The following is a 13,341-nucleotide window of genomic DNA, read 5'->3' on the forward strand; positions in this document are numbered from 1 at the left end:
TTAGGCCCAGCCTTTTTGTCTGGGCTTTTCCTCTTCTGCTGGGTCTATTTTAATGAATTGGTCTAAACTGGTTTGCAGCTTTTGGGACTATATTTTCAGGGTTTAAGTTGTTTATTTTGTTTTAGTTAATTGATCTGTCGAGAGGGATGGAGGGCTTGACAGAGATTTTGCCGGGATTTTGAGGATTTGGGAAGGCGTGGGCGATTGAATCTGTCGTTTCGGCTTCGCCTTCACTCCGGCCTTCGGCAGAGCGGAAGCCGCTTCGCGGTGGTTTGATTGAGACGCGAGGCTGAAGCCTCGCTGTACCTAGCGGCAATGGCAAGTCTGACAAACAACGCATCAAGTAGTTAAATTGCCAAGCTATGCTTCGCTTAACGGATAGGCGTTTATGAGGAGTTATGGAAATGCAGGTAGAGATTGCTCCCACAGAATGTGATACTTGTTCGGATGCCCGTCGACTACGTCACAGCCTATGAGATTTCCCAACGCGCCCCGGACTGGCCCTTTGCCTGCGTTGGCTTCATCCCGTTAATAGCAGGCGCGGTAATCATCTGGGGTAAACGACGCTTCAAGTGGGCACAGCCACATTGGCTCTTTGCGGTGTTTTGCCTTCTCTTCGGACTCTTGTGGGTCTCAGTGGTCGGGTTCAGCACCATCCATGCAGATTCAGCCGCGTACAACGCCTATAGGGACGGCGAATACCAAACGGTTGAGGGAATCGTCAGCGATTTCCACCCGATGCCATACGAGGGACACCAAGACGAGTGTTTTTCGGTAGCTGACCAGCGGTTCTGCTATTCCGACTATGAAATTGCACCTGGCTTTCACAATGCCACCTCGCATGGTGGGCCGATCCGGGCCGGACTGCCTGTTCGCATCTCCTACCGAGATGGTCGGATTCTGAAGTTGGAAGTGCCAAGAGGAGACGTTCCAACACCTGCACAGTCCGCGACTATTGAGTCTCAAGGACAACGGCAGTGGCAGCAGAGAGCGGAGAATGACCCGATCGAACAAGAGGTGACCACAGCTGCACTTTTCACCGCAGCATGTTGGACATTATGGTGGAACGTCAAGTGGAAGCAAACCATGAGGTTCTGGGTTAAGCCGCCCTATCGTCCGTGGGTTGAGCTCGCTTTTCGAATCTTCTTCGCTTTGGATTTTCTTGGAGCTGTCGTTGCCCTAATACGGCAATTTCATTTGCATCCACTGTCCCAGGGCCACATTCTGACAACGATCAAGATCGCGAGCATTATGTGCGTGGTGGTAGCCCTGATGAGTGCCTTCACGCTTTGGATGGCACAAAGGCGCGATACTAAGAATCGGTCCTCATAAGTCGGCTTCTGAGAAGTAATCCTTGATGTTTTGAGGTTTGAACAGGCTCCTAAAATTTCCTTTTTCCCTGAATTGCTGACGAGACAATTTTGCTGGAGTGCAGGTACTGGGCCGCAATCTGCTGCGACAATCGATGACATGGTTAATGGTGCGTTTGCCCGGATGTCTGTGCGTTCTGTTTGTGTCGGCTTTTTGACGATTGCCTTAGTTGCGTTGCCAGCGTGGGGACGTGCTGCGGCGCAGTCGGCTGGCTATGATTCGGTCGATCCGTTTATTGGCACGGGTGCCGATGGGCATACGTTTCCGGGGGCGACGGTGCCGTTTGGCATGGTGCAGCTTAGCCCGGATACGCAGATCAACAACTTCAAGCACAGCTATAAGTGGGCTGCCGGGTATCGGTATGAGGACTCGACCATTCTTGGCTTTTCGGAGACGCACTTTTCAGGGGCGGGGCACTCCGATCTTGGCGACTTTCTGATTCAGCCGATTGCAGGTGAGGTTCGGCTGGAGCCGGGCGATGTGGACAAGCCGCTCTCGGGGTATCGGTCGCGGTTTAGCCATGCAACGGAGAAGGCTGCGCCGGGCTACTATGCGGTGACGCTGGCTGACTATGACGTTCGTGCGGAGCTGACGGCGACGGCGCGGGTGGGCGTGCATCGCTACACGTTTCCGTCGGACCGCGAGGCGCACCTGCTGCTGGATATGCGGTCGTCGATCTATAACTATGCGGGCAAGGTGCTTTGGTCGCGGGTGCGCGTTCGACAGGATGGCACGGTGACGGGGATGCGCGAGACGCGGGGGTGGGCTCCGGGGCGGCAGCTTTATTTTGCGATGCGGTTTTCGCGGCCTGTGACCGGGCACTCGCTGGTGGACCGCGAGCCGCTGCCGGTGGAGTACAAGGGGTTCAAGACGCCGGGAGACACGCCGGAGAATACGCAGGCGATGGAGGGACGTGGGCTGGTGGCCACGTTCGACTTTGGCAAGCTGAATGCGCCGCTGGTGGTGAAGGTGGCGATCTCGCCGGTGAGCGAGGACGGCGCGATTGCGAATCTCGATGCCGAGGTTCCGGGGTTCGACTTCGATGCGGTGCATGCGTCGGCGCGAGCGGCGTGGGAGAAGGCGTTGAGCGTGGTGAGCTTCGATGCCGAACCGGCGATGCGGAAGAATCTTTATACGGCGATGTATCACGCGCTGCTGGCTCCGAGCTTGTCGATGGATGTGGATGGGAGTTATCGCGGGCCGGACAACCAGGTGCATCGGGCGCAGGGATTTCAGTTTGTGTCGAGCCTGTCGTTGTGGGACACGTATCGCGCGGAGCAGCCGTTGATGACGCTGATTGAGCCGGAGTCGCGCACGAGCGATCTGGTGCGGTCGATGCTGGCTTCGCAGCAGGAGAGCCCGTTTGGGATGTTGCCGGTGTGGCAGTTTCAGGGGATCGAGACGTGGTGCATGATTGGCTACCACGCAGTGCCGGAGATTGCGGACGCGTACATGAAGGGCATCGGCGGCTTCGATGCGAACAAGGCTCTGGATGCGATGGTGGCGACGGCGGACTACGCTCCGTATGGGCACCTGGGCGAGTACATGAAGCTGGGCTATGTGCCGGTGGATGGCGGCGCGGCGAACTCGCATCAGGAGGCGGTGTCGCAGACGATTGAATATGCGTTCGACGACTGGACGATTGCGCAGATGGCGCGGAAGCTGGGGCGGAACGATGTTGCTGAGCGGTTCGAGAAGCGGTCGGAGAACTGGAAGAATGTCTTCGATCCGAAGGTGGGGTTTGTGCGGCCGCGGCTGGCGGATGGGAGCTGGCGCGAGCCGTTCGATCCGGCGCGTGCGGGCGCGGACAGCGGCTTTACCGAGGGCAATGCGTGGCAGTACTCGTGGTATGAGCCGCAGGACGAGGCGGGGATGATCAAGCTGCTGGGCGGCGATCAGAAGCTGGTGGCGAAGCTCGATGCGATGTTCGACGCGAAGGTGGACCCGAAGCAGTATGCGGATGTGGAGGACATGGCGGGGCTGATTGGGCAGTATGTGCACGGCAATGAGCCGAGCCATCATCTGGCGTATCTGTACGACTATGCGGGCGAGCCGTGGCGGACGCAGGAGCGGCTGGGGCAGATTGTGGAGAGTCAGTACCGGCCTGCTCCCAATGGGTTGGTGGGGAATGACGACCTGGGGCAGATGTCGGCGTGGATGATCTTTACCGGGATGGGGTTCTATCCGGTGGCTCCTGCGTCGAACGAGTATGTGATTGGGCGGCCGTTTGTGGAGCGGGCGACGATGCATCTGCCGAGTGGGAAAAAGTTCGAGGTGGTGGCGGACGGGTTGAGTAAGAGCCATCCTTATGTGGAGAGCGTGAGCCTGAACGGCAAGCCGCTGACGCGGAGCTTTCTGCGGCAGGACGAGATTGTTGCTGGTGGCGAGCTGCGGTTTGTGATGGGCGGCGCGCCAAATAGGACTTGGGCGACTTCAGTTGCGGCGCGGCCTTTTTCTATGTCGGAGGCGCATTGATGCGCAGCGTACTTGCAGATCGCATAGATTGCTTCGGGGCTAACGAAAGGCAAATACAGGGGTCTCTCCACTACGGCGTGCGATGAAACCGCACGCCTTCGGTCGAGATGACGTACGCTTGTGCCATTGGGATCGAGATGCGTACTTCGCTAGTAGATTGAACTTGGCTGATGAACTTCACGGTTCTCAAATCCGGCGTTGTGGCTGTTGTGTTGACGGGTGTGGTGTTGGCGCAGACTACGCTGCATACGACGACGACGCTGGTGGTAGTGCCGACGCTGGTGCAGACGGCGGGTAACGCTCTTGTGTTTTCGCTGAAGGCGAATGACTTTGCTTTGACCGACGATGGTGTTCCGCAGAAGGTGACGCTGGAGGATGAGAGCACGCGTCCGCTGTCTCTGGTGGTGCTGATGCAGACTGGCGGCGCGGCGCGGGGACAGTTTCCGAGCTATGCCAATCTGTCGACGATGATTTCGACGATTCTTGGGCCTGCGCCCAATAAGGTTTCGATTGTGAATTTTGATAGCAGGCCGGAGGCGGCTTCGCCGTTTACGTCAGATGTCGAGCAGTGGAAGGATGCGATCGATCATCCGGATGTGGGCAATAGTGGCGCGGCGATTTTTGATGGGCTGGAGTATGCGATTGGGTTGCTGAAGCAGCAGCCGGCGAATACGCGGCGGGCGATTCTGCTGATCAGTCAGGAGCATGATGACGGCAGTCAGGCGAAGGTGAAGGACGTTGTCCGCGATCTGGGTGAGACGAATACGGCGGTCTACAGCATGACGTTTTCGGCGGAGAAGACGACGCTGCGGGAGGAGTTCAAGCAGTCGTCGCATAAGCATCCTCCGATTACGATTAATCCAGCAGCAGGTTCGTTTCTCGGCTACGTCGACCTTAGCGTTCCTCTTAATGCTGCGATTGGGGCGATGCACAAGAACATGTCTGCTGAGATTGCTGCGCTGTCGGGCGGAGAGACGAGCAGCTTCGATAATGCGGTTGACCTGGGCAATGATCTTAACGTGCTGAACAACCATATTCGCAATCGTTATATTTTGAGCTTCTATCCAACTTCGCAGACGGTGGGGCTGCATACGATTACGGTGCGGCTGCCGCAGCATCCCGAGATGCAGGTTTCGGCCAGAAGGAATTACTGGCTTGAGGCGCAGCCGTAGACACTACAGATACTGCTTCGGTTGCGATGATGCGGCTTAGCTCTGAGCTTTTTCTTTGATGAAAGAAAGCCTGCGGCGCGGTGCGGTGCTCTCGCGTTCGGGCTCGATCTCGGGACGGAGGGATGGCTGTGCCGGACGAGCGACCAAGTGAGCGAGAGCGTGTTGCAGAGCGATGGGGTCGGTGAAGCGCTGTGCGGGGGAGAGCGCGAGAAGCGTCTGAAGAAGAGGCTTGATGCCCGGATGCGCCGCAAGACGAGGATGCGAGAACGACAGCTTCGGCGTGAGATGGTTTTGTTCGATCTCCTGAAGCGTGTTGCCGTGGAAGGCGGCCTTGCCGGTGAGCATCTCGTAGAGGATGGCGCCGAGTGCGTAGAGATCGCTGCGGATATCGACATGATCGCCGAGGATCTGCTCAGGGCTCATGTAGAGCGGCGTGCCCGGGTGGCTGGTTCTGGAAGGAGGGATAGTTCGACTGTGCCGCGAGAGACTTGCGAGGCCAAAGTCTACGAGGAGAAATTGCCCGAACTCATTAAGGCGAATGTTACCGGGAGCGAGATCGCAGTGGATCACTCCTTTGCTCCATGTGTAGAGGAGTGCCTCATTCAGTTGTGTTGTGATCAGGATGGAATCTTCAAAGCTGAGTGGGCCGACACGGGCAAGCAGATGGTCGAGGTCTTCGCCGCGGATGTATGGCATCACGAGGTAGTGCAGGCCGTCGGCCTCGCCGACGTCGAGAACGGGAACGATGTTGGGATGGCCGGCGAGCCGTGCTCCGAGCAGGCCTTCGCGACGGAACCGCGCGAGAAGGTCTGCCTGTTCGACGTGGGCCGGATGCAGGACTTTTACGGCGAAGTGTCCGTGATGAATGCGATGACGCACAAGATAGACGCTTGCCATGCCGCCGATGCCGACGAGACGAAGGACCTGGTAGCGTCCGGCGAAGATGATGGCAAGCCGTGCGGCGATCTCCCGCGTATCGAGCGGCGCATTTGCGCGTGCGGTGCCCGGCTTGCGGATGAGAGTCTTCATGAAAGCCGCCTGCGCATTGGCATCGTGCGAGGGACCCAAGCTTCGGTGTGGACGGGCGTAAACGGAACGAAGGGGAGGGGGAGACGCGCGCGTGCCTCATCGTGCGCATACCAGAGCAGAGCATCCGGCTGCATAACGTGTTCGATGTTTTCGTTGAAGCTCTGCCATGCAAGAATGCGTTGAAGCTGTGCGAGCGTCTGCTCGAGCGTTGTCTGGACACGGTGCTTTGCCCAGAGGCAGATGAAGCCGGTCTCCGGATGCACGTTGGGGTGGAAGACCGGCGTGTCGAGATAGACCTCTGCGGACATGCTGGGATAATAACGCGGAAAGACGATACGAAGCCGGTGGCGAGTGCTGATTGTATCGTTTGCGGTTACATGATCAGGAGACGGCAGCGGCAATGCCGGCAGGCCGTCGACCTCAAGCAGAAAGAGATCGTGATTCCGCGCAAGGTTTAACCGGCCCGGGTTGGCCTGTTGCAGCGTCTCCAGCAAAATCCACTCGTTCTCGATTCGGCGTGTACGCATGGTGAGATAGGATGCAGTTCGCTACCGGGCTGCCGCCATCAACCGTTGGTGGAGATGGTGGAGACGCGAAGGACATCGTTGGGGCGAACGCCTTGTTTGGGAAGCGGCAGAGAAAAATCGAGGCTCTGGTTGTTCCAGTTGACCTCGGGCTCGCCATCACCCTGCAACACGTCGCCGCGCTCGCGGAGGTCGAAGAGTATCTCGTCGAGGACGACGTTAAGATTTTCGTCTTCGTCGATATCTACGTTGTATTTGGTTTCTCCGCGAACGGTGTCGAAGTACATCTGATATTTGGCCATGGCTTTTACTCGTATTGTTGCGATGGTAGCGTTTCGCTGTAAGAAGTATGAATCAGCTTAAGAGATTCAGGAAGATCGGCGATGACCCAGCCGCATCGGGAGCACTCGCCGTTAAGATTATCCCAGCAGTCGCGGCACTGGGGGCGGCGGCAGCGACCGCAAAGGCGTAGATCGGCCTGATCGAAGGAGGCCATGCAGACCTGACAGCGGCCATGGACTGTGGCAGGGCCGAGTGTGCGGTCCCACCATTGCTTCTGCGCGGAAAGGATGGGGACGTGATGCTCGACGCAGAGCTGGCAGCGGCGATGCTCGAAGTCCCAGCACTTTTCGTCACATACGACGAGAGCGCAGCGAGGACAGGTGAAGGTGAGGGCATTCGGGTTCAAGCGACGGTTGCACAGGCCGCAGCGCTTGCGACTCATAGTTTGGAGCAGAACGACACCGCCGCTGGCGAGCAGGCATAGTGGTGCGGCCAGCCACTCATAAGCAACGGGCTGGTGATTGATAGAGCTGATGCCAAGGCCTACGAGTGAACAGCATCCGAGCACGACGGGGAGCAGCCATAGCGGGCGCTCGAGCAATGAGAAGAAATTTGCGGTGAAGGTTCCCAATACGCCAATCAGGATTGCGAGCAAGAGAGTCGCAAGTGGGCCAGCCAGCGCCCCGAGAAACTGGATCGAGAGCCAGAAGACAACAAACCCAACGAGTAGACCGACCTGATTCAGACGCACGTGCACTCTCCTCCAGCATCTTAGCTGAGACTCAGAATCTTGCTAAAGAGTGGTCAGGGGCTGCTGAAAAAAGTATCGGCCTATTCACGATGCAGTTACAAAGAGCGCGCGATGGTGAAGAGATGATCGGGCGGAAGACCGAGCTGGCGCGGCGTGAGATGTGCAAAAGAGTCTCCGATGGTCACGCGCGCGAGAGTCTCGATAGCGGACAACGAGGATTCTCCACAGGCCGGACACACACCCCGCCGCCGCAAGACGGCGAGGCGAAGCATAGGGCTCCAGAGATGCCGGCATCGGTTGCAGCGTGCCTTCACGCAGAGAGGCCAGTCTAGTTCGAGGGACGCGGGCTGATTTTCCGTCTGAGCGCTCTGCTGTGCAAGCGACTCATTCAATGGCTGATCCATGGGAAGGATCACCATATCTGACGAATCTTCGGAGCTATGCCAGGGGCAATCGGCGCTGGGCCGAATGGTGAAGGAGTGCCAGCTTGTCTCAGGCAATGGCAGCGAAAGTTCCCATGCGTATGCCTGCTCTGTGAGTTCTGAAGGAGTTAAGGCAAGACGAAGGCCGAGATCGACCTGGAGCGCAGCGACTATTGATGCCATGGTTGGCGTGCTGGGCAAGGGCTGATCGGTGTGAAGAGGAGCAGAACAGCTTTGCGCGGCAGAGAGCGAGAAGGAGAGCAGTTCGGCGCGGCGGGCTTCGCCCAGTTGGCAGAGATAACACGCTGCACGGCCTCCGGGGAGCCACGCTACACGGCCCGACCAGACGGCGCGCCCCTTGAGTCCGGCATCCATCATCGGAAGACGAAGACGGTGGGCTGCGTAGCCGGTTTCGACTCGGGCAAGCGTGTTGTCGGTGCAGGAGAGCAGAAGAGCACAACGCCGAAGGCGCTGAAAGCCGACGTCGGCGATCTCACATGCAAGCGTCTGCCAGTGGGTGTCAGGAAAATGCGCCGCGAGATTTTCTGCAAGGACCTCGGCTTTGTGACGGCCGAGTGAATTTTTCGATCGAAGATAAGGACTATGGATAAGGTTGGTCGCTTCGACTCTGTCGGGGTCGATCAACAGCACGGTGCCGAGCCCGAGAAGTCCGAGTAAACGAGCTGCCTCTGAGCCCAGAGCGCCGCATCCAACCACGGCAACTGCAAGTCCTCCGATTGCCTCGCGAGTGTACGAGGTCATCTCAAGACGTTCATAAATTAACGAGTTAAAAGTTGGCATAGGTGAAGAACCGGCGCACATTTTTTTGATGACATAAAAACTTCTTTCACTTTAACTCTTGATAGACGTTGATTTACGAGGCGTAAATTAATTTACGCATGCTAAGATTCTCAAACCTTAGCTGAAATTGAAGCCATGAGTCTTTACAAAAATATCTATTTCGCTGCGCTCGTCGGCGCTCTGGCTGGGATCCTCACCTGGGGTGGAAGCAGTTTGCTGTTAATTGCTTTGGACGTCAAACGCGGGCTATGGATACCGGATGCAACGGTGGTCTTCCTGCTTGGATTTCTGTTGGCGTTATTTGTCTTTCGATATATGGATTACGCCGCCGGTAAGCCTATGCGTTGGGCCACGGTGGGCTGGGGAGCGCTCTGTGGGTTAGGCTCGGCGGTTGTCGTTACGCTGATTCTCTCGCTGCTGCAGACGCATATTCAGGTTGAGTCGCCGACATTGTTTCGGTTGGTGGCGTGGGCGCTGGCAGGATCGCTGATCGGCATGGGAGTTGGCCTGCGCTGGGTGAAGAACAATCGGGTCAGGGTGTTGCATACCTATGCGGGAGGGTTGGCGGGCGGTCTAGTGGGTGGTCTGCTGTTTACTTTTCTCGGGCCGCACTCTCCGGAGATATGCCAGGCCTTTGGATTGATGCTGACGGGCGCAGGCACAGGACTTGGCGCGGCGCTTTCGCCCATGCTGATGCGCGATGGAGCGGTGCAGTTCATCAGCAGCGGTGATGCGCGTGCGCAGAGCAAGCTTGGCCGCACCGGCAAGCAGTGGCCGCTTGAGCCGGGCGAGAGCTATGTTCTTGGCAATATCGCTACGTCAGATACGGGCAGCAGATTTCAACAGGGTGTCGACATCTTTGTTCCGGACTCGTTTTTGTCTCCGCGTCACGCCGTACTGTTCTCAAAAGAAGGTCGTTACTTCATCGCCCGGCATCCGGATGCCGGTGGTCCGGCGGGCATTGCAAAGTTCATACTCAGGGTTCGTGGAAAGACAGTAACAACTTCTCAGGAGCTTCACGAATCAGACGACATATTGGTTGGCCGCACCGCCCTCCGTTTTTCCAGCAAAAAACTTCACGACTAGGAATGGTGACTTGGTAGCTCGGGCCGCAAAATTCGGGATTGCGATGTGCGCGCTTTTACTGGCGGGCGCAATCAGTAGCTGGGCGCAGGGAAGCGGGGCGACAGCTCTCTCTGTCGTGCGCGCTCCGGAGCTCGTTCGTTGTACGCCGATCAGCATGACACCGTGCCTCTCTGTGAGTGTTACGCCATCGAACGATGCGGGACAGCCTGTTGCTGTAGCGCTGCCGACGAAGGACCGATTGCTGCAGTCGGTGCAGGTCAATTCGAACGGAGAGACGATCGCTCCGTTTTATGTCTCTGCGGGTGCAGGCTCCGATGCGACCCGGCGGCCGAACATTGTGCTGATCGAGGTGGACATCAGCGGCAGCATGAACTCGCCGGTCGGCCCGGGAGTATCGCGCTTTGAGGCGGCGCGGACAGCGATTGCAAAGTATGTGGACAGCATGCAGGAGGGTGTCGATCAGATTGCGATCGTTCCCTTCGAGAGCCATCATGTTGTGCCGACGATTCGCGCAGCGGTCTTTACCGGCAGCCGAAGTGAAGCGATGGCGCAGTTGAAAGCGATGCCGCAGCCCGCCCCGAACAACAACACCGCGCTCTTTCAGGCGGTCTTTTCCGGCGTGCAGACGATGCAGGCCGAGATGGCGACGCTAGTGAAGCCGGGAACGACGGCTGCGGACTTTCAGCCGCGAGTGATCGTCATGACGGACGGAAAAAACGAGGTGGCGCGCGGAGACGATGCCGATCTTCTCGATGGGCCGCTCGGTATGCAGCAGGCGGTGGCGAAGGTTGCGTCTTCGGGATTGGACGTGATCGGAATCGGCTTTGGTGACCGTAGCCAGATTGATACGCAAGCGCTGCAGCGGCTCTCCAAGCGCATCTTCCTGGCGACGACCGGGGACGAGCTGGTTCAGATCCTTCATGCGACTACGCCGTTGCAGTCGGCCAATCTTCAGGTAACGTTTCTGTCTCCGTGGAGCGATCGCTCTTCGCTTGCATCGAGAGATCCGCAGTTCTCCTTTTCGTTGACGCTGCCCGATGGCCGCAAGTTGATGAGCGTGCCGGTACGTTATGTGACACCGGCGATGGGTACGCCGCTCTATGAGCGGACAGCAACTCCGGAAGAGATGACGGCCCTGATTGCTGTAAGGCCTGCGACCAGCTCCGGTTGGGACACGGTACTGCGAGGGCTGCTGGTCTTTGCCGGGTGCAGTACGCTGCTACTCCTGCTATGGCTTTGGGTTCCGCGGCTTATTTGGGGGAACGAATATGCGAGCGGCCTGGGCGCTGGCGATGGGGGCAGGCGTTGGGGCAAGGATACGGGAGTAAAGGCTTCAGCCGTTCAGATGAGAACGGTGACGAATGCACCAGATGGCTTCGATGCGGATCAGCTACGAAGTAAGCAGCAGCGTTCCGCCGGACAGATTACCCAGGTACAGCCGAGAACAGAGTATTCCAAGGCTGAGATTGTAAGAGATACGCACTAACCAGGCCAGCATAGTGCTGGGAAAGATGAAAGAGAGGAACGATGCCGCTAGTCAAAGTAATTCGCAAGGGAGTAACACCCTCGGTACGAAAGGTTCCTACATCGACGGCCGCTTTGATGCTGCCCATGACGATTGGGCGCGTAGGTAGCGAAGCCGGATCGGAAAACGAAGATCTCACCAAGGTCGAAGACCTGGGCGATGCTTTCAAGAAGTTTGAGCCGAAGCTTAACTTCAGAGGGAATGCGGGGCCGGAAGAGGCAGAGTTCCGTGCAGAGTTTCGCTTTCGCAGCATTAAGGACTTTGAGCCGGACAATCTGCAGAAGAAGCAGGAGATCAAGAATGCCGACGGCGAATCGGAGTATCTCCGCAACGATCTGGCGGATTTGAAGACGAACATCGACCTGCTCTATCGCCTGAAAGACCGTTGGAAGCTGCCGACCGTGCGGCGCGCGTGGTCCAACGAGGCACAGCGGAAAGAGATTATTACGGCACTTGGCAAGCTTCGCGGGGAACTTGAGCGCGTCGCACAGGGAGGAAAGTAATCATGGCGACTGCACCCATCACGACCAAAGTTACGACGGAGCAGATCATCGCTCAGTCGCCGGCGCACGAGCTGCTGCAGGATATCTTCGCCGATCTCCATCCCGCGCTTACCGATGAGAAGCGAGACATTGCCAGCATCTTTACCGCACAGTCTGCGAAGGACTTTCTTGCGCAGTTGATGAACTTCGAGCAATTGCTGAGCCCGGAAGACCACTATGACACGACGGTCAAGAAGCTGCAGGCAAAGATCGACGATGCGGAGAGTGTGCGCGACGAGCTGCTGGCGCAGGTCTTTGAGGAGATTCGTCCGATCGAGCTGAGCTATCGGCAACTGCAGATGTTCTTTGAGAACACCAAGGTTAACGACGGCAAGGTACGCAAGCCAGTAGAGCTGTACCTCCTGAATGCCGATCCGAAGGCGATGCGGGACGTCTTCAGCATGAGTGTTGCCGCGATTGAAAATTTTGTAGTGCAGCGCAATGACAACTTCAACTTCCGCGACGACATCTGCAATCTTGTGGTGCCTGGCTTCTATCCGCAGCCGGTGCGAGAGAAGCTCGAGCAGATTGCAAATGCATGGGGAATGCTGCTGATCGGTGACCTCGACGATGAGAAGTCGTTCAAGAATGTCGAACGGAACTTCTTGCCCGGAGGCAAGTACGAGTTCTTGAAGCGGCCGGACGATGCCGCTGCTGCAGATGTGTGTTTGATGGGCTACTTGCAACTGCGAGCACCGTACTGGTTTGAAAAGGATGAAGCAAAGGAAGGGCTGTACGGACCTCCCTCGATCGTCTTTGCAGGCGCTGTGGCACGTGCAGACGATGCGCAGGGCATGGCGCAGGGGCCAGTCGGCTCGCGCTTCGGCAGAGTCGTTGGTGCCGAGAAGGCGCGCATCGAGCCGTTGATCGGAGAGATGGAGCACCTCAGCATGGAGAGGCAACTAATCCCCATCATTCGGGATGCGGACAACCATCTTTGCTTTTATGGCTGCAGAACGCAGGCAGACGATCCTTACGGCGTGCTGAAGTTCTTTACGTCGTACCGTATTCTGCGTTATCTCGAACGCTGCTGCCGCCACTATCTATTGCAGGTTGCAGGACAAGTGCTGACTCGCGATTTTATGGATCAGCAGATTGAGACGCCGTTGAAGCGGCTGCTGGATGAGCAGGTAGAACAGGGAACGATTATTGGTTACGACCTGTTCGTCGACAAGGACTCGAACAAACGGATGCAGGGCATTTGCGACATTACTTTGTCGGTGATGCCGACCGGACCGGCGGAGACATTTGTATTGAAGATCGATGTCCCCGACTTTAACAAGCAGGCCAAAGAAGAGTAGATCTGTGCGTGGCCCGGCTTCAATGGCTTCGTGTGACAAGGGACGGCAACGATGGACAGG

Annotated in this window: 12 protein-coding genes; 7 read left to right on the forward strand and 5 right to left on the reverse strand. The window is 57.5% G+C overall.

Features of this window, described 5'->3' with window-relative positions; genetic code table 11:
* Positions 1 to 447: 447 nt before the first annotated feature.
* From IEW09_RS03480 to IEW09_RS03490, 3 genes are all read left to right on the forward strand, one after another.
* Positions 448 to 1,332, forward strand: a complete 885-nt coding sequence (locus tag IEW09_RS03480) for a hypothetical protein (RefSeq protein ID WP_188552740.1) — start codon at positions 448 to 450, stop codon at positions 1,330 to 1,332.
* A gap of 162 nt (positions 1,333 to 1,494) precedes the next feature.
* Positions 1,495 to 3,846: a GH92 family glycosyl hydrolase gene (locus IEW09_RS03485; RefSeq protein ID WP_188552741.1), complete on the forward strand. Its 2,352-nt coding sequence runs from the start codon at positions 1,495 to 1,497 to the stop codon at positions 3,844 to 3,846.
* A 170-nt stretch (positions 3,847 to 4,016) separates the two neighbouring features.
* Complete coding sequence (locus IEW09_RS03490; RefSeq protein ID WP_188552742.1) at positions 4,017 to 5,018, forward strand: VWA domain-containing protein; 1,002 nt, start codon at positions 4,017 to 4,019, stop codon at positions 5,016 to 5,018.
* Between the two features lie 36 nt (positions 5,019 to 5,054).
* On the opposite strand, the gene IEW09_RS03495 is transcribed toward IEW09_RS03490, so the two are convergent.
* The 5 genes from IEW09_RS03495 to IEW09_RS03515 all read right to left on the reverse strand — a co-directional run bounded on the left by IEW09_RS03495 (position 5,055) and on the right by IEW09_RS03515 (position 8,788).
* Complete coding sequence (locus tag IEW09_RS03495) at positions 5,055 to 6,047, reverse strand: serine/threonine-protein kinase (protein ID WP_188552743.1); 993 nt, start codon at positions 6,045 to 6,047, stop codon at positions 5,055 to 5,057.
* Complete coding sequence (locus IEW09_RS03500; protein ID WP_188552744.1) at positions 6,044 to 6,574, reverse strand: ubiquitin-conjugating enzyme E2; 531 nt, start codon at positions 6,572 to 6,574, stop codon at positions 6,044 to 6,046. The genes IEW09_RS03495 and IEW09_RS03500 overlap by 4 nt, the downstream gene beginning before the upstream one ends.
* A gap of 38 nt (positions 6,575 to 6,612) precedes the next feature.
* Positions 6,613 to 6,873 carry a hypothetical protein gene (locus tag IEW09_RS03505; protein ID WP_188552745.1) on the reverse strand — a complete coding sequence of 87 codons (261 nt, stop codon included), beginning with the start codon at positions 6,871 to 6,873 and terminating at the stop codon, positions 6,613 to 6,615.
* Positions 6,874 to 6,878: 5 nt separating this feature from the next.
* A complete protein-coding gene (locus IEW09_RS03510) occupies positions 6,879 to 7,604 on the reverse strand; it encodes a hypothetical protein (protein ID WP_188552746.1) in 726 nt (241 codons plus the stop codon).
* 95 nt (positions 7,605 to 7,699) lie between these two features.
* Positions 7,700 to 8,788 (reverse strand): ThiF family adenylyltransferase, encoded by a 1,089-nt coding sequence (locus IEW09_RS03515; RefSeq protein ID WP_188552747.1) that lies wholly within the window; start codon positions 8,786 to 8,788, stop codon positions 7,700 to 7,702.
* 174 nt (positions 8,789 to 8,962) lie between these two features.
* Here IEW09_RS03515 and IEW09_RS03520 point away from each other — a divergent pair, with 174 nt between their 5' ends.
* From IEW09_RS03520 to IEW09_RS03535, 4 genes are read left to right on the forward strand one after another with little or no spacing between them, the layout of a single operon-like run.
* Positions 8,963 to 9,913 (forward strand): FHA domain-containing protein, encoded by a 951-nt coding sequence (locus IEW09_RS03520; protein WP_188552748.1) that lies wholly within the window; start codon positions 8,963 to 8,965, stop codon positions 9,911 to 9,913.
* Between the two features lie 43 nt (positions 9,914 to 9,956).
* Positions 9,957 to 11,399 carry a vWA domain-containing protein gene (locus tag IEW09_RS03525; RefSeq protein ID WP_188552749.1) on the forward strand — a complete coding sequence of 481 codons (1,443 nt, stop codon included), beginning with the start codon at positions 9,957 to 9,959 and terminating at the stop codon, positions 11,397 to 11,399.
* Positions 11,400 to 11,440: 41 nt separating this feature from the next.
* On the forward strand, positions 11,441 to 11,941 hold the full coding sequence (locus IEW09_RS03530) for a type VI secretion system contractile sheath small subunit (protein ID WP_188552750.1): 501 nt from the start codon (positions 11,441 to 11,443) through the stop codon (positions 11,939 to 11,941).
* A 2-nt stretch (positions 11,942 to 11,943) separates the two neighbouring features.
* Positions 11,944 to 13,281, forward strand: a complete 1,338-nt coding sequence (locus IEW09_RS03535; protein WP_188552751.1) for a hypothetical protein — start codon at positions 11,944 to 11,946, stop codon at positions 13,279 to 13,281.
* The last annotated feature ends 60 nt before the right edge of the window (positions 13,282 to 13,341 follow it).

It is taken from the genome of Edaphobacter dinghuensis, assembly GCF_014640335.1.
GTDB classification, from domain to species: domain Bacteria; phylum Acidobacteriota; class Terriglobia; order Terriglobales; family Acidobacteriaceae; genus Edaphobacter; species Edaphobacter dinghuensis.